Annotated in this window: 15 protein-coding genes; 1 reads left to right on the top strand and 14 read right to left on the bottom strand. The window is 59.4% G+C overall.

The annotated features are described in order from the left end of the window. Nucleotides 1-16: 16 nt before the first annotated feature. Nucleotides 17-961: a LysR family transcriptional regulator gene (locus B9Z01_RS30740; protein WP_085489383.1), complete on the top strand. Its 945-nt coding sequence runs from the start codon at nt 17-19 to the stop codon at nt 959-961. A 182-nt stretch (nt 962-1,143) separates the two neighbouring features. On the opposite strand, the gene B9Z01_RS30735 is transcribed toward B9Z01_RS30740, so the two are convergent. The 14 genes from B9Z01_RS30735 to B9Z01_RS30670 all read right to left on the bottom strand — a co-directional run bounded on the left by B9Z01_RS30735 (nt 1,144) and on the right by B9Z01_RS30670 (nt 16,140). After that, nucleotides 1,144-1,797, bottom strand: a complete 654-nt coding sequence (locus tag B9Z01_RS30735) for an ankyrin repeat domain-containing protein (RefSeq protein ID WP_085489315.1) — start codon at nt 1,795-1,797, stop codon at nt 1,144-1,146. Nucleotides 1,798-1,884: 87 nt separating this feature from the next. Next, nucleotides 1,885-3,420 (bottom strand): catalase, encoded by a 1,536-nt coding sequence (locus B9Z01_RS30730; RefSeq protein WP_085489314.1) that lies wholly within the window; start codon nt 3,418-3,420, stop codon nt 1,885-1,887. A gap of 413 nt (nt 3,421-3,833) precedes the next feature. Then, complete coding sequence (locus tag B9Z01_RS30725) at nt 3,834-4,220, bottom strand: nuclear transport factor 2 family protein (RefSeq protein WP_085489313.1); 387 nt, start codon at nt 4,218-4,220, stop codon at nt 3,834-3,836. A 20-nt stretch (nt 4,221-4,240) separates the two neighbouring features. Further along, on the bottom strand, nt 4,241-5,137 hold the full coding sequence (locus B9Z01_RS30720; RefSeq protein ID WP_085489312.1) for an NAD(P)-dependent oxidoreductase: 897 nt from the start codon (nt 5,135-5,137) through the stop codon (nt 4,241-4,243). 216 nt (nt 5,138-5,353) lie between these two features. After that, entirely contained in the window at nt 5,354-5,698 is a 345-nt protein-coding gene (locus B9Z01_RS30715) for a YciI family protein (protein ID WP_085489311.1), read from the bottom strand. 170 nt (nt 5,699-5,868) lie between these two features. Then, on the bottom strand, nt 5,869-7,395 hold the full coding sequence (locus tag B9Z01_RS30710) for a CoA-acylating methylmalonate-semialdehyde dehydrogenase (RefSeq protein ID WP_085489310.1): 1,527 nt from the start codon (nt 7,393-7,395) through the stop codon (nt 5,869-5,871). 73 nt (nt 7,396-7,468) lie between these two features. Next, nucleotides 7,469-7,846 (bottom strand): nuclear transport factor 2 family protein, encoded by a 378-nt coding sequence (locus B9Z01_RS30705; protein ID WP_085489309.1) that lies wholly within the window; start codon nt 7,844-7,846, stop codon nt 7,469-7,471. Nucleotides 7,847-7,856: 10 nt separating this feature from the next. Then, nucleotides 7,857-8,171, bottom strand: a complete 315-nt coding sequence (locus tag B9Z01_RS30700) for an NIPSNAP family protein (protein ID WP_085489308.1) — start codon at nt 8,169-8,171, stop codon at nt 7,857-7,859. Between the two features lie 12 nt (nt 8,172-8,183). Continuing rightward, complete coding sequence (locus B9Z01_RS30695; RefSeq protein WP_085489307.1) at nt 8,184-9,107, bottom strand: fumarylacetoacetate hydrolase family protein; 924 nt, start codon at nt 9,105-9,107, stop codon at nt 8,184-8,186. 50 nt (nt 9,108-9,157) lie between these two features. After that, nucleotides 9,158-10,417, bottom strand: a complete 1,260-nt coding sequence (gene eno / locus B9Z01_RS30690) for a phosphopyruvate hydratase (RefSeq protein ID WP_143809116.1) — start codon at nt 10,415-10,417, stop codon at nt 9,158-9,160. A gap of 53 nt (nt 10,418-10,470) precedes the next feature. Then, entirely contained in the window at nt 10,471-12,318 is a 1,848-nt protein-coding gene (locus B9Z01_RS35750) for an NAD(P)-dependent oxidoreductase (RefSeq protein WP_167387589.1), read from the bottom strand. Nucleotides 12,319-12,367: 49 nt separating this feature from the next. After that, nucleotides 12,368-13,294, bottom strand: coding sequence for a VOC family protein (locus B9Z01_RS30680; protein WP_167387588.1), 927 nt, complete (start codon nt 13,292-13,294; stop codon nt 12,368-12,370). A gap of 584 nt (nt 13,295-13,878) precedes the next feature. After that, nucleotides 13,879-14,937, bottom strand: coding sequence for a LacI family DNA-binding transcriptional regulator (locus B9Z01_RS30675; protein ID WP_085489304.1), 1,059 nt, complete (start codon nt 14,935-14,937; stop codon nt 13,879-13,881). Nucleotides 14,938-15,285: 348 nt separating this feature from the next. Further along, the gene (locus B9Z01_RS30670) at nt 15,286-16,140 is read right to left on the bottom strand and encodes a LysR family transcriptional regulator (RefSeq protein ID WP_420814742.1); all 855 of its coding nucleotides are present in this window, start codon (nt 16,138-16,140) and stop codon (nt 15,286-15,288) included. Nucleotides 16,141-16,210 lie beyond the last annotated feature (70 nt).

The raw sequence follows: 16,210 nt of genomic DNA, 5'->3' as shown, positions 1-16,210 counted from the left end.
CATCGTGAATGATATGTTGGAACTGAACGACATTGACCTGAACCTGCTGGTCGTTTTTAACGAACTGCTGATCGAGCGCCGTGTAGCCAGGGTGGCCGACAAACTTGGTTTGACACAGCCGTCGGTGAGCAACGCGCTCAGCCGGTTGCGCAAACTTCTCCAGGATGAACTGTTCATTCGTACATCGAAGGGAATGGAGCCGACCCTCTATGCGAGTCAACTTGCAGAGCCGATCAGCGTCGCGCTCACTACGATCCGAAGCTCGTTGAACCAGCAGCCTGTGTTTTCCCCCGCAACGAGTACGCGAAGATTCACCATCGGCATGGCCGATGTAGGGGAAATCTATTTTCTGCCCAAGCTGATGGACAGGCTGGCTCGCGTCGCCCCCCACGTGTCTGTGAGCACGCTGCGCAACTCCGCGGTGAATCTAAGGGACGCGATGGAAGTAGGACAGGTCGATCTCGCAATGGGCTTTCTGCCGCAACTGAAGGCCGGATTCCTGCAACGCAGCCTGTTCCAGCAGGCTTATGTATGTATGTTTCGCCAGGGTCATCCGCTTCAAGGGAAAAGAATTTCCCTCAAGCAGTTCACCGAAGCCGATCACGTCGTCGTCGTTTCCCCCGGTACAGGGCATGCGAAAGCAGACGAGATGATCGAGCGAAAAGGCATTCACAGAAACATCCGGCTTACCGTGCCGCATTTCATCGCCGTCGGGCATATCCTTTCGAATACGGATATGATCGCCACGGTTCCGGAGCGTTACGCGATGGAGTGTCTGGCGCCATTCAAGCTCGCGTACGTCAAGCATCCGGTCGAAATGCCAACGATCGGCATCAACATTTTCTGGCATGCGAAAGTACACAAGGAACCCGGCAACCAATGGCTGCGCAATCTGATTGCCGACACGTTCTCGGATGCCGGGAAGGCGCGGGCGAGGACTACGGATCGATTGCCGCCGTGAAGCCCGATGTATTGGCAAGCTCGAATGCCGCTTCGTGGCCGAAAGTACTCATTCGCGGAAGTCGCTAGCGGATATTCGCCGCTGCCGTGGACGAATGGCTGGTCTGGAGCGGCGGATTCGTATACCTGACGGCAGTGGTGGACTGGGCGACTCGCAAAACTCTCGCTCTCGCGTCATGACCATCAAGGATGGCTGCGCAGCGACTGATCCTCGTTGCGCGCTGCGCCCACCTTTTCCAATGCGGCAACCGCCGATTCATTGCCTTGCAGAATCGCGGTCTGCAACGCAGTCCGGCCAAGCGCGTCGGCATGATCGGGATTCGCGCCGCGCGCGACAAGTTCGGGCAGCAGGTCAAGCCGGCCAAACAGGGCGGCGAACGACAGTGCCGTTTCGCCCGCGTTGTTGGCCTCATCAATCGGACAGCGTGTGTTCATCAGGCGCTCCGAGATCGCAGTGTCCCCCTTGAAGATCGCGCCCATCAGCGCAGTGTTGCCGTGCTGGTCGCCGAGGCATGGATTGGCCTTTGCGCGCAACAGGTAGTCGAGCGCCGCGGGCTGATGCCGGTACGCGGCAAGGATCACCGCGGTATAGCCTTCGCGGGTCGTCGCATCAATCGGGTAGCGCGCGCTGACGAGCGCCTGCAGAATATCGACGCGGCCAAGGCGCGCTGCATCGAACCATTCCGCGTCGTAGCGGCGTAGATCGGCACGCGGGCCTGGATTGGGCGTGACTGAATCGGGTAACGACGTCTGCACGCATCCCGTTGCAGCAACAGCCGCGGCACCGAGGGAAACGGCGGACAGCGCACGGGTCAGGAAGGATCGGAATCGGTTCATCGGGTGCAGGCTCCGCACAGTGGAGCAATGATAAATAAGTGGAAACGAACGAAGGCCGCGGCGCGGCCTTCGTGCCCGAAAGGGCGATCAGTTTTCAGCGAGTTTGTCGGCGAGCGACCTCACGCGCGACAGGTCGGCATGCGTGGCTTTGGCGAGGCGCGCACCGTAGTCGGTGTCGGCCTTGAAGAAATACGACAGCATCGTGTATTTGTTCGTGTCGTTGGTCACGCGGCTGAGATCGCTCGACAGCGCCGTCACAAGGTCCTCCTTCTCCTGCTCGGACAACGTACGGTAGTACTCGCCCGCCTGACGGAAATTCAGCGTCTTGTGGATCGCGGCCTGCTGTGTCGTGCCGGCAAGTGGTGTCTGCACGTACTTGTAGCGCGGATCCTGCGGAATCTCGCCGAGAGTCGACGGCTCATAGTTCACTTCGCCTTTACGATCGCCGCTGTTCATCGCTCCGTCCTGATTGTTGTTCACCACTGGAACGCGCGGACGGTTGATCGGCAGGTCGTTAAAGTTCGCACCGAGACGATACATCTGCGTGTCGGCGTACGAGAACAGCCGGCCCTGCAGCATACGGTCTTCAGACGGCTCGATTCCCGGCACCATCCGGGAAGGAGCGAACGCCGATTCCTCGGTCGTCTCGAAGTAATTGTCGGGCACGCGATTGAGCGTCAATGTGCCGATCTTGCGCTCGGGCACACCGGTCCAGATCTTCGTGTCGTCGAGCGCGTCGAAATCGAACTTGCCGAGATCCTCGGGTGTCAGCACCTGGACGTACAGATCCCACTTCGGATCATTACCCGCCTTCAGTGCGCCATACAGGTCGTTCGTCATCAGGTTCCAGTCCGCGCCGATCGAACCTGGGATATTCTGCGGACGGATGCCGTGTACACCTTGTTCGCTCCTGAAGTGGAACTTCACGTAGTGCACCTGGCCCTGAGCGTTGACGAGCTTGAACGCATGCACTCCGAACCCGTCCATGTGCCGATACGAGTCAGGCATCCCCTCATCGGTATACAGGTGCGTGAGCATGTTCGTTGCCTCGGGCGTGTGCGCGAAGAAATCGAACGCGAGGTTCGGATCCTGAACGCCAGTCACGGCACTGGGTTTGTTCGCGTGAACGAAGTCAGGGAACTTGATCGCGTCGCGAATGAAGAAAATCGGCCAGTTGATGCCGACGAGATCCCAGTTGCCTTGCGCCGTATAGAACTTGATCGCAAAACCGCGCGGATCGCGCGCCTGCTCCGGTGAACCGCGGTAGCCCATCACGGTCGAGAAGCGCACGAACACGGGCGTCTTCGTGCCCGGCGTGAACACCTCCGCCTTCGTCAGATCGCTGATGTCCGTTGTAGGTACGAACTCACCGAACGCGCCGGTACCGCGCGCGTGCACGACTCGTTCTGGAATGCGTTCACGATCGAAGCGTTGCAGCTTCTCGATCAATTGTGAATCCTGCAGCAAAGCCGGCCCATTCGGACCGGCAGTCTGCGAGTTCTGGTTGTCGCCAACAAGCGAGCCGTTATCGCGTGTCATGTCTGCGGCGTGAGAAGACACGCCCAAGGCGACACAGGTTGCGGCCACGAGGCTTTGAAGCAATCGGTTCGCGGCTTTTGACATTTCTATTGCACTCCTTAATGACCATCGTTGATTGAGAAAGCACTGTCATTACAGGACATCAACTCCATATACGCTAATTGAAAATCGAAATTGCCGTGATAGTTGTGCGTATATTGATTAGCCGGATATGTATTCTTCTCTATCGACGTCACGGATCGATGCTGCCACGCTGATAGTTCCGCGCGGCACGGACAAAAAAATTTTGTTCGTTGAGTGACACGCTCCGATCCGCCACGCTGAATGTGGCGACTATCGAAGGCATGCTTCCGCACCTTCATCTAGATGCGAGAGGTCGGAAGATTGGGAGATCGCGCAGAGGCGGGCCCACGGATTCAGCGATGGGCAGAACGCGCATTGAATTGCCGGGAAGATGGTACCGGGACTCGGTAAGCATTGTCCGGCACCACAAATGACTAATCGAGCGGCGTAGTCTGCCATGCAACGTGACGCCACTTGTCCCGCCTCCTGATCCAGACGCTCAGGAATCGCGCTTCCAGCTTCCTGGGTCCGGATAGGAAGTCCACGTCATGCGTTGAATAGCCGGTTATCACGACCGTGTCTTCCAACACCTGACAGTGGCGATCGCGAATTTCAATCAATCTGTAAATGAACTCACCCGCGGATAACGCGCGCAGATACCCTTCTCTGTCATGCACGTTGCCCGACGAGTGCGTATAGACCGCGTCCTCCGCAAAGAGGTCACGCAACAACAACACGTCCCGGTCGAGCATCGCCTGTTGCCGGATCGATTCCAGCCGAAGAACGATATCCAGTCGTACCCTGCTCTTCACATCATCCATTCGCCACGCTCCTTCATCCGTCAGCACGGGATATCGCCGATGCCCGAGTTTCGCTCGACCACCTTGACTAACGCGAAGAAGTCCTCCTCGCAAAATGGTTCCGCGCACATGCCTTGCATCGTCTGGCGCGTTGCGGCGGTCATCGGCATCGTCACGCCGAGTTCACGCGCGGCGTCGAGCATCAGATCGATATCCTTCGCGATCATGTAGGGCGGAAAAGTCGCCGTAAAGTCACGGTTTTCCAGCGCGTGCAGCTTCAGCTTGAGCCATGGGGAACACAGAGGCGAAGCGCCGATCGCATCGAGCATCGCTTTCCAGCCGATGCCACCGCGGCGACCCAAGGCAAGCGACTCCGCCATCAGCGGTGCGAAGTTTGCGACGAGGCAGTTGAGCACGAGCTTCATATATCGCGCCTCGTCTCCACTGCCCATATAGGTTTGCGAAGCGCTGAAAAGCGAAGCGATCGGCTGCACACGTTCCCATGCTTCGTGCGGACCTGATGCATATGCGCTCAACCGCGCCTGTTCGGCAATCGCCGGGTTGCCGGACACCGGCAGCCTGACGTAGTCGACGCCGTGCGCGATGCACGCCTCGGCAACCCGCTGCGAAAGCCGCGGAGAGATCGTGCTGGTCTCGACGAGAACCGCCCCCGCGCATCGCGCCAGCGTCCCGTCGTCATTCAGCACGACCTGTTCGAGCGCCGCATCGTTGGGCAACGACGTAAAGATGATCGATGCGCCCGCCAGGCACTCGGCCACACTGGATGCCACGACAGCTCTATCCGCTGCGATGGCGTTGGCTGCCTCAGGTCTACGGTCGTAGAGCTTCACTCGAAGTCCGGCGTTGACGAGATGCCTGACCATCGGGCCACCGATCCGCCCAACGCCGATCCAGGAAACGAACACGTCGACTTTCATATCTATTCTCCCTGCAACTGTTCCGTCGGCATTGCTATGAATTGCCAGTGAACCATGCACCAGCACTTATTCAATCGCATCCGTTCCGATTGTGTATCGCATATGGACTCCTGCCGATTCCCGAGTTCTCGCAGCGCGAGAACGTTCAGGGTTGGGTCGAATCTGAAAGCGAGTGGATTCGCCAACGACCGGTCACGGCTGACACCGCCAACGACCCTATTTTTGAAGGACCGCCTTACGTCGCTCCTCAATCAGCAGATTGTCGAAGTGCGCGGGGTCCGTCTCCGGGAAGACCCGGGCACATTTGCGGATCATCACGCTCTCAAAGATTCCGGCGGCGTTGTAAGGCTCGCTACGCATGAACTCTTCCACTGCCTCGCGGTTCGGCAAATCGATCGCGATCATCATGCCTATGCGGCCTTCGCCAGCGTCTTCCAGAAGCGCGGCGCCGAGCTGCATGAGTTCGCGGTGCGCATTGATGTACTCCATATGCGCAAGCCGGGTTCTGTCCCGCAGCTCGCGAGTATGGGGACGGTCCAGGCAGATCACGGCATATGACATGTTTCAGCTCCCACGAGTTAGAACGACGCAATCCACAGGGATATAGACCGGCGCTTCACCGCTCTTTCGCCCAGGCGAATTTAAAGGTCTCCTCCACGCCCTTACGGCGATGCCCGGACCGAACACACATCTCGTCTGATGCCTGATCGATCCGCGCAGACATGGCGCTTCTAGCGAAGGCTGATCGTCGTATTGACGCCGTCATTCACTGTCGCGTCGTCGAACCAGCGTGCAGTGACGGTTTTCGTCTGGGTGTAAAACTGCACGACCTGTTTGCCATAAGGGCCAAGGTCGCCCAGTTTCGAGCCCCGTGAGCCCGTGAAACTGAAGTACGGAACCGGTACTGGAATCGGAATGTTGATACCAACCTGGCCGACATCGATTTCGCTTTGAAACTTTCTGGCAGCAGCGCCACTGCTGGTGAACAGTCCCACGCCGTTTCCATAAGGGTTGCCGTTCACGAGAGCGATTGCGTCGTCAAGCGTCGGAACAGACATCACGAGCAGCACCGGACCGAAGATTTCGGTTCGGTAAATCTGCATGTCCGTCGTCACGTCCGAGAAAATTGTCGGCCCGACGAAGTTCCCGTCCTCGTATCCGCTTACGCTGATATCGCGGCCGTCGAGGGTCAGCGTCGCGCCTTCGGCCACACCGGTTTCCAGTAGCGCAAGAATGCGCGCCTTCGCGGCGCGTGAAATCACCGGTCCCACGTCCGTTCCGGGTTCGCTGCCGGCGTTGACCTTCAACAGCTTCGCCTTGGCGACCAGATCGGGCAGCCACTGATGAGATTCGCCCACAAACACGATGACTGAAGTCGCCATGCAGCGCTGACCCGCAGCGCCGAACCCGGCACCGGCCAAAGCGTTCAAGGTGTGCTCGCGGTTCGCGTCCGGCAGCACCACTGCATGGTTCTTCGCGCCCATCATCGACTGAACGCGCTTGCCGTGTTCGCTCGCAAGCCGGTACACGTGAGTGCCGACCGCGGTTGACCCCACGAACGAAACGGCCTTCACGAGTTCGTGCGTGCACAGGGCATCGACGACTTCCTTGCCGCCGTGCACCACGTTCAGAACGCCCGGCGGCACGCCCGCTTCAATTGCAAGCTCGACCAGTTGCATAGTCGACAGTGGGTCCTGCTCGGAAGGCTTCAATACGAAGGTATTGCCGCAGACGATGGCCATGGGAAACATCCACAGCGGGATCATCGCGGGGAAGTTGAACGGGGTAATGCCCGCACAGACGCCGATTGGCTGGCGCAGCGTATAGGTGTCTACGCCGCCGGCGACATTCTCGAGAAATTCTCCTTGCGCGAGGCTGCCGATCGAGCAAGCGTGCTCGACGACCTCCAGCCCACGGAAAATATCACCCTCGGCGTCGGCCAGGGTTTTGCCCTGCTCCGCGCTCAATGTCTTCGCGATGCGCGGCAGATGTTCGCGCACAAGTGCCTGATAGCGCAGCATGATGCGCATGCGTGCGCCCACGGAGGTACGCTTCCACTTTTCAAAAGCCGCGTGCGCCGAACGGATCGCACGGTCAATCTCGTCTGCGGTCGCGAACGGGACCGTAGCAAGCACTTCCTGGGTAGCGGGGTTAATCACCTCTCGCCACTCCTGGGTAGTGGATTCAACTGGCTTACCGTCAATCAGAAGCTTCACCGTGGGCGGTGTGCCAGATACTGTTTGGGGGGATGCATTCATGGATCAGTGCTGATTCCTGGTGGATGTTGTCGGCGGTTGTCGGTGCCGCTGCGCCGAACAGGACAAATTCAAACTATGCCGGTACGGCAGTCGATTGCCACGCTACGACGCGCCAGACGCCTCCCTCTCTAAACCAGACATTGGTATATCGGCTGCGAAGTGATCGTTCGACCCCGCCCAGACGAACCTCCATGCTGACAGCCCCCGACGCGATGGCAGCGTCGGCCGAAATGACGTACTTCTCGTCCTCGCGGTGCATGGAGAGATACTGCGACTCGCCGCTTTCGATCTTGGCCAGCAACGCCCTTTTGCCGTCGACCTTAGCGGATGAGTGCGTCCAGATGAGGTCGTCGCTGAACAGTCGTTCGAGCGCCGCCATGTCGGCGCTCGTCATCGCGCGGCACCGCTCGTCCTCGAGGCTTTTCAGGTCAACCAGTTGTGTCGTATCCACGTTTCCCCCTTCATTTGATTGGCGAAAAAGCGGTCGGCACGAGAATCCTGGTTTCCATCACCTCAATCATCTCGAGAAGCTTCTTCACGACCACTTGCCAGGCCGGATCCTCATACAGCGCAGCACGGCATCGCGCCCGCTCGTTGAGATCGGCGTAGCCCCACATATGAATGATCTGATTAAGCGCTCCGATATCGGTCGAAAAGTACCCAACCATCCGCGGAAGGTGCTTCTTCTGGACCTCCATCGCCTCCCGCACGTAGAGGTCCAGATACGCCGGTACCGCACCCGGTTTCACCGTGTAAGTCCGTTGCTCGACAATCATCGCCGTCCCCTCCTATGCCTGCACCTGGACGGCCAGATGACCGATCCCTTCGATTTCCGCGTCCAGCCTGTCGCCCGGCTTGAGGAACGTTCCGGTCTTCAGGCCCACGCCACTGGGCGTTCCGGTCATGACGATATCGCCGGGTTCCAGCGTCACGTGTTCCGTGATCGCAGCAAGTTGCTCGGCGATGTTCCAGATCATCAGACTGGTTCGGGCATGCTGCTTCACCTCCCCGTTGACCTTGAGAGTCAATTGCAGATCGTTGGCATTGATTTGATCCGCGGGAACGATGCACGGTCCGAGCGGATTGCTCGAGTCAAATGCCTTGCCGCCGAACAGATCGAATTTCACCAGATGCTTTTCGTGAAACTGCCAGTCGCGCGCCGACAGGTCGATACCCACTGTGTAGCCTGCGATGCAGGACATCGCGTTCTCCACTGTGAGTCTTGTCGCCCGCTTGCCGATGACGACGGCCAGTTCGATTTCCCAATCGAACTTTTGCGTCTGGATCGGGTAAGGCACAGAAGCGCCACTACCCACAATCGCCGTAGTAGGCGGCTTCATGAACAAAACAGGAATCTTCGATGACTTGTCGAAATCCGCATAACCCGCGTCCTGTTGCATGTGGTCGAGATAGTTGGCACCCAACATGACCAGCTTGTTCGGGTAAAGCAACGGTGCGAGGATGTCGTCGGCCGATTGCGGAGCCTGAATCTCGCCAGGCGCGCCTTCGGATGTAAGACGCGCAGCAAGACTGCCGAGACGTTTGTGGGACTGCTCCCAGTCGTCGAAAAGCTGCATCAGGCCGCGAGCGGAATCCGCGGGGAGCAGATCCGGTGCCACCGTCGAAATTGGCCAATAACGGCGATCGACCTCAATCACCGGAGTGGGTTTTCCCTGGTGACGGAACGTGGCGAGTGTGTATGAAGGAGTCATGAGTATGCGTTTCCTAGGTATCAAGTAATGACGAGCTATCCGACGTCACCCTACGAAAAAGAAAAGGTCAGTTCCGCGTCCTCCAGCTCTGCAATCCGCGTTAGCTGGTTATATTTCGCGAGACGTTCCGAACTGCGCACGGAGCCGATCTTGATTTGGCCCGCATCCGATCCGACAGCCAGATCGGCAATAAACGAGTCTTCCGTTTCCCCGGAACGCGCGGATACGACGGTCGCGTAGCCCCCCGCCCGTGCACGCTTCATCGCTTCGAACGCGCCGGAGAGCGTGCCGTTCTGGTTCACCTTGATAAGCGTCGCGTTGGCCGCGCCCACTTCTATTCCGCGCGCGATGCGCTCGGGATTGGTCACAAACAGGTCGTCACCGACGATTTGCACGTTCGGGAAGCGCTTCGTGAATGAGGACCACGAAGACCAGTCGTCCTGCTCGAAGGCGTCCTCGATCGAAATCAACGGATATCGCCGGATGAAATCCGCGAGGTATTCCGCCATCTCTTCGCCGTCGAGCGTGCGCTGCTCGCCGGCCAGGTGATATTTACCGTCACGATAGAACTCGCTCGCGGCGACATCGATTGCGATTGCGATGTCGTGACCCGGCCGCAGCTTCGCGCGTTCAAATGCGCGCATCATCAGCTGAAACGCCTCGTCCGCAGACGAATATCCCGGACTGAGACCGCCCTCGTCTGCCAGCAGGGTGGTGATACCGTCTTCGGCCAGCAGCTCGCTCGCAGCCGAGCGCACGCTTGCGAGCATGTTCAGGGCATCACCGTAGGTCTTCGCGCCGACGGGGATGGCGAGGAAGTCCTGAAAATCCATGCTTCGCCGGGCGTGCGCGCCACCGCTGAGGATATTGGTCATCGGCATCGGCATCGAGGTCCGCGTCGTCCCCACGAGCTGCGCAATGTAACGGTGCAGCGGAAGCCGCTCATGCATCGCGGCTGCTCTGCAGATCGCGAGCGACGTTGCAATGACCGCGTTCGCTCCCAGCCGGGACAGGTTCGCCGTGCCGTCGTGAGTGCGCAAAGCCTCGTCGAGCCCGGCCTGCGAAGTTGCGGGCCGCCCCTTGAGAAGCTCGGCGATCGCACCGTTAATGTTGTTCACCGCTTTGGAAACACCTCGACCCTCATGGAGTCCATCGTCGCCGTCGCGCAATTCGAGAACCTCGTGCCTGCCCGTCGATGCGCCTGATGGAGCACAAGCGCGTCCGTACGACCCGTCTCGCAGTTCCACGTCGACTTCGACGGTCGGGCGCCCACGGGAGTCGAGAATCTGACGGCCGCGCACACGCAAGATATCGGCCGAGCGAGCTAGATTGAAAGAAGGATGTGTCACGTCATTTCCATTGGTTAGTTAAACCACCGATTCGCGAACGCCATGTCACCGCCCAGCAATGTCCGCGCAACGCGCCGGATACCCCCTGTGTCGAGCTCAGCAATGTAGTCGACGGGAGAATCGCTATCGAGGCGCGCCAGCAGCAGACACCCGAGCAGCGGCAGAAGACAGGCGTCAAAGACTGCGGGCCCCTCGACGAGATAGCCTTCGACGAACGAACGCTCAGCGAGCAACAGCTCATTCACGTTCGCCTCGCGGCGGTGCGCCTTGAGAATCAGATGAGCAAGGACAAACGCCACGTCGAAACGCGGGTCGCCCCAATGCGCGACCTCCCAGTCGACCACCGTGACGGTTGCGTCGTCGACCAGTAGATTCTTCGGGCTGTAATCACCGTGAACCAGCGCCTGTCGCCGCGCTGTCATGCCTTCGATGACTGCCGAAACTGCGTCGCGATATTCCGGGTTGCGCTGCGCGACTCTTTCGAAGTACGGCGTCACCCGCAATTCGCGGAAGAACGTCTGGTCAGCGAATCGTTCGGCTAGCGCCGGGCACCTGGAGGAGCGCTTGTGCAGCATTCCAAGCAGTTCACCCGCTCTTCGGGCGGTCGCGAGATTGATCGTGCCCGCAAGGAGTTCCTGCTTCCAGTTTTTTTGTGTGGGTGAGACGAGTTCCATCGCGAACTGGTTGCGAACGCTATCGCTCCACAGAACACGAGGTACCACGCCCGGTCCCAGTAATTCGGTTGCGGCGTTCAGCGCTGCGACTTCCGTCAACGAACGCGCCGGGTCCGACCGCCAGTCAGCGGCAACCTTCAGCTTGTCCAGTGCCTTCTTTATCACGATCGAACCCTGAACAGTCTGGATCACCTGAATGTCGCTCGCCACACCGCCCTGCAGCGACTGACCGCTTTGCAGATGGTTGCACGCGTTGACCGGGTCTTTGCCAAGGAGAACCCGCACTACCTCTTCGCAAGCCCTGGTCCGCAGTTCAATGACTGAGGTGTCCGATAGGAACGCCACATGCGGTGTCGCGATGACACGCGCATGTCCGATGAGATTTGCGGGTGGGCTCGGTTCGCCTTCAACGACATCCAGTGCCGCACCGGATAGCCGGTCGTCCGCGAGCGCGTCCAATACGGCCTCGTTGCTGACCAGTCCGCCACGACTGACATTGATGAGCAGCGGCTTGTGTTTGCAGGCCGAGATGAAACTTTCGTCGACCAGATGCTGCGTTTCGCTGGTGAGCGGCGCGTGCAGGATGATGGCATCCGCATTCTTCTGGATATCCGCGATGGTCGCCGTCTGTACGCCTGCTTCCGCGGTCACCGGATAATCGCCGTTCGTCGCCAGCACCGTGCATCCGAAAGCAGCCAGCTTGCGACCGGTAGCACGGCCGATGCGCCCGTATCCGATAATGCCGACCGTCAGTTCGGCTATACGCTTCAGCGGCCGAGACCCCGGCGCCCATCGGCCCTCTTTGACGTCGCGGTCATATCCGGCAATTGCCCTGAAATGGTTCAGCAGAAGTGCGACGGCGTGATCCGAAACTTCTTCAACGCAGTAATCCGGCACATTCGTGACCCACGCGCCTACCGCGGTCGCCGCGCCGACGTCGATGTTATCCAGTCCCACTCCCAGGCGAGCCACAATCTTCAGCCTGGTCGCGCACGTTATGGCGCGCGCCGACACAGGAGCCCAGCAGGTCAGAATGGCGTCCGGATCATGCTCCGCAACCAGGTGCTCAATGTCCTCTTCGCTCCCGGCGACGGCGGGACCCGCGACGAGTTCGAAGCCCGCCGTTTCAATCACGTCGGTTTCGATCTTCAGGTCGGGCCAGGCATAATCGGTGATAAGTACTTTCATCGCATTTCCGAACTGGTTACAGGAGGGCCGACTGTCGGCCCCGCGATCGTCAGGAGCGCAGGAAGTCTTCCGGCATCACCATGGTTCCCCATTGCTCGAGGGATTCCTGGTTATGCGGATTCAATCTCGTCGGGTACGTATCGTTGAGGAAGTCTCCATCGGTCACATGCTCGACACGAAAACCAGACGGGTCGTACCAATAGTCCGAAACTGCTCCGCCGAGCGAGTGACGCACGAGGCCCCACGACGCCTTGTACCCCTTCGACGCCAGGTATTGACGGCCCATGCCGATGGCGTCGAGATCGATCGTCTCGAAGCAGACATGATGTGCACCATTCGTCGGCCCCATGAAGACAGCGATATTGTGGTGGTCGACATATTCCGCGCCGCGCGGAAACCGCATGAACGCGCCAATTGCTTTTTCTTTCGCTTCGCCGATCAGGTCCGAGGGAAATGCGCCTAGCTTCTCCGTGAACCATTCGATAATCGCTGCCGGATTCGGAGAGCTCATTACGACGTGCTTAAGCGCAATGACCTCTGCTGGCCCTACGTCGAAAATCGGAAATCTCCCAAGGCGACGGCGTTCGCCCGCGGAATTCCAGGCGACTGCGGGACGACTTACCGCTATCGGCGCGACGCGAGCAACACCATGAACAAGCTCGATCCTCCGGCCATCCGGATCCATCGTCGCCACCCGTTTTCCACCGCCCGGATAATCGAGGTCTTCGATCGGAGCGCCGAAACGCGCGGACAACACCTGCAAGCTCTCCTCCGAATCCACCTCGAACGCCACCCCGACAAAAGCGGGTTCCTCTCCGCGCTCTGCGATATAGAGATACGGTGCATCGTTGCATCCCCGAAAGAAGATGCGGTCCGGCGTTTCATGCGCGACTATCAGTCCGAAGTCCTCAAAGAACGTCCGAACGGCCGCGAGGTCGCGATGCCGGTATGTTGCATGGCTGATCGATCTGATCATGGTGTCTCCGCCTACTCGGTTTAACTGCATTCATTCAACAGAAGGTCTGCCCCTCGGCGGCGCCTGCATAACGCGCACCGCCCGAGTCAGGCCACGCCAACTCGATGCTCTTTGAACCGGTGAAAGACTGCATGTCGCGCCTGATGGGTCGTCGCGATCAGCAATAACCTTCCAGCGCTTGATGTTGGATCGAAGTATAGGATAAATTTGGGCACACGTGTGCATTATGGTTTACCCGAATCCGCATGCAATATCAGTGGACTGTGGTGGTAGGCACGATTCCGGCGATTCTGCCGGCCTTGGTCGTCGCTCCATCATCGTGGATGGAAAACCAGGTTCGTGGTGCTCCGGCACGGACGCTATCAACAGCGGAGCGCAGCGCCGCCGCTTCCATCAGCACCCGAGCAGCAACTTCCGGGTACATGTTTCGATGTACTGATTGTTTCGATCATGCTCTTCAGTCGGGAGCGGTTTCATGTTTACGTCCAGCCTCACGCTGCAAACCGGAGCGAGTCGGATCACCAGCACAGGCGGGGAGTTTTTACTACTTCCTGGGGATGCTCAACGTCATTCCGGCAACGGACTCACAACTGCCTCGTCGATCCCCGAAGCACCAACGATGGTTCGAACTGGACGATGCCGGGTGAGATCTCCGGTGCGCCATCAGGTTGACGCTCACCGAGACGGGACAGCAGGACAGTAGTCGCAGTGGTAGCGATGTCTTCCACCGGCAACCTCACTGTTGTAATGCCTCCTTCTGCCAATTCGAACCACGCAGGGTCGTGATACCCAACAACGGATATATCTCGTGGCCAGTCGAGTTTCAGCGCCCTCAGCGCCTGCAGAGCGCCCAGAGTCAACTCGGCACTGCCAAGGATGATTCCCGTCGGGCGGTTCCTTCCTGACATCATGGAGGTCACAGCGTGCCGCGCGAACTCCGGACGCGGCGATCCAAGCGCTATCTTCGCGGCTTTCAGGCGATGTTCGGCCAATGCGTCCTGGAATCCGCCAAGCCTCTCCCGCCCTGTACTGAGTGTTTCGTCCCCGCCCACGAATGCGAGTCGTGTGTGGCCGCTATCAAGGAGGTGCCGGGTTGCTGCCTTGATGCCCGCGCGATCATCGATAAGGACGGCGCTCCCCGCAAGATCGGCGTGCACACGCACGAGTTGCACCGTTTCCACGTTCTTCAGCAACGCGCAGGCTTCCGGGCGCGGAGACGCCGTCGGAACAATCACTATTCCAGCAGGGCGCGTTTCGAGAATCGCCTTCAGTTCGCGCAATTCTCGGTCGGGGTTATCGTCAGTGACGGACAGCAGAAGCTGCATCGAATGCGATGCAAGGGAGTCAGCTACGATTTTCGCAACAGTCGCATAAAAATCATTCTGAATATCAGGAATGATGAGACCAACGAGCGAGCTGCGCCGGCCACGCATCATTCTCGCCGAGGCGGAAGGAAGGTAGCCCATCTGGGCAACCACCGCGCGAACACGCGACTTGGTCTCGTCGCTAATCTTCGGGCTATCGGCCAACGCGCGCGAGACCGTTGTATGCGAGATATTGAGCGCCTTCGCTACGTCGCGTATCGTGATTCCCGCTTCCCCTCGCAGCGGCGGCCTTGCGCCCTGCGTGTCGTTGGGACCCATTTTGATAGTCTCTCCACTAGCAGCACATTAAATTCAACGCGCCTTCCTGGCACGGGGCTCACTCATCCGCGGTCATGCCCACGCCGCATTTTACACTGTGCAATTTCGCCATCATCAAGCCCGGCGAAGCGATGCCAACGACAGGCAATTGTCCGTCCGCTCCTTCACGAACCGCCTATGTGAAGACGCTATGACTTTCCGTGAAACAGAAGCTGGCCCGCCCGTGACCGGCAGCTATCCAGCAGCCATAGGACATTCGAAGCGGCAGACAACCGTTGATTTCTGCATTTAATCCAGGGTGGATTGAACCTCGGCCCCCGCTGCAGATTCGATGCACACCAGCCTGCTTCAACGATAGTCGGTAGATGCCGACGTCACAGCATCGCGTTCGGCCTTCAGAAGATCGATGAAGCGTGCCGCGAGACTATCAGGCGGCCTCCCGCCCGGCCGGATAAGCATCGTCTCAATGGGCAAACGAGGTTGAAAGGGGCGCAGCACGATGGGCAAACCAGTCAGTTCGCGGGCTGGCAGCGGATCGACAATGGCGAGGCCCAGCCCCTCAGACACGAGGCCGCACCGCGCCGCCGTGTACTGCGCCATCAGAACGAAGCGTGGCTCGATGCCCGCCTGTGCAAATGACTCCTCGATCGCCCGCTGGAAAACACCCGGGGCACCCGCGATCAGAGGGACGCCCACAAGATCGGACACGGCGATGGTCCGTTTGCGAGCCAACGCGTGCCGCCTCGGCAGCGCACAGACCGCATCGACCGTGAGGAAGGATTCGCACTCGACTCCGGCGTAGCCAGAGCGCGGCCGCACGAGGCCAATGTCGCACTGCCCAGTCGAAGTCCATGACCAGATGGTGTCGGGGCCCGGCACGTGAAGCGAAACGCGCACTCCAGGACTTGCCAAACCTAACCGCCGGATGGCGCGTGGCACGAACCGTGAGGCTAGCGATGGCTGACACGCCACGCGCAGCAACCCGGTTCCTATCTCCCGTATCTGGCGACCCGCTTGCCGAAGCTGATCGAGCCCGGCATAGGTCCGCTCGACTTCGCGCGAAAAAGCTTCTCCCTCCTTTGTCGGCAATGCGCTTCCATGCCCTCGTACAAACAGCGGAAAGCCAAGGTCCGCTTCGAGCTGCGCAACCGCGCGACTGACATGAGGCTGGCCGATGCCAAGCGCTTCCGCTGCTCTCGTCATCCCGCCGTGACGTATCACGGCGCGAAACAGGTCGATATGAGCCGGGTTCATCATGCCTCTTTTGCATGGA

The organism is Paraburkholderia susongensis, from assembly GCF_900177725.1.
Lineage (GTDB): Bacteria > Pseudomonadota > Gammaproteobacteria > Burkholderiales > Burkholderiaceae > Paraburkholderia > Paraburkholderia susongensis.
This window is presented reverse-complemented; position numbering and strand designations above follow the sequence as displayed.

What these genes read in the sequence shown, in the direction of transcription:
- B9Z01_RS35750 (WP_167387589.1), bottom strand. Translation starts at nt 12,318, where the DNA reads ATGAAAGTACTTATCACCGATTATGCCTGGCCCGACCTGAAGATCGAA.
- B9Z01_RS30670 (WP_420814742.1), bottom strand. Translation starts at nt 16,140, where the DNA reads ATGACGAGAGCAGCGGAAGCGCTTGGCATCGGCCAGCCTCATGTCAGT.
- B9Z01_RS30720 (WP_085489312.1), bottom strand. Translation starts at nt 5,137, where the DNA reads ATGAAAGTCGACGTGTTCGTTTCCTGGATCGGCGTTGGGCGGATCGGT.
- B9Z01_RS30735 (WP_085489315.1), bottom strand. Translation starts at nt 1,797, where the DNA reads ATGAACCGATTCCGATCCTTCCTGACCCGTGCGCTGTCCGCCGTTTCC.
- B9Z01_RS30710 (WP_085489310.1), bottom strand. Translation starts at nt 7,395, where the DNA reads ATGAATGCATCCCCCCAAACAGTATCTGGCACACCGCCCACGGTGAAG.
- B9Z01_RS30675 (WP_085489304.1), bottom strand. Translation starts at nt 14,937, where the DNA reads ATGGGTCCCAACGACACGCAGGGCGCAAGGCCGCCGCTGCGAGGGGAA.
- B9Z01_RS30730 (WP_085489314.1), bottom strand. Translation starts at nt 3,420, where the DNA reads ATGTCAAAAGCCGCGAACCGATTGCTTCAAAGCCTCGTGGCCGCAACC.
- B9Z01_RS30695 (WP_085489307.1), bottom strand. Translation starts at nt 9,107, where the DNA reads ATGACTCCTTCATACACACTCGCCACGTTCCGTCACCAGGGAAAACCC.
- B9Z01_RS30725 (WP_085489313.1), bottom strand. Translation starts at nt 4,220, where the DNA reads ATGGATGATGTGAAGAGCAGGGTACGACTGGATATCGTTCTTCGGCTG.
- B9Z01_RS30715 (WP_085489311.1), bottom strand. Translation starts at nt 5,698, where the DNA reads ATGTCATATGCCGTGATCTGCCTGGACCGTCCCCATACTCGCGAGCTG.
- B9Z01_RS30700 (WP_085489308.1), bottom strand. Translation starts at nt 8,171, where the DNA reads ATGATTGTCGAGCAACGGACTTACACGGTGAAACCGGGTGCGGTACCG.
- B9Z01_RS30680 (WP_167387588.1), bottom strand. Translation starts at nt 13,294, where the DNA reads ATGATCAGATCGATCAGCCATGCAACATACCGGCATCGCGACCTCGCG.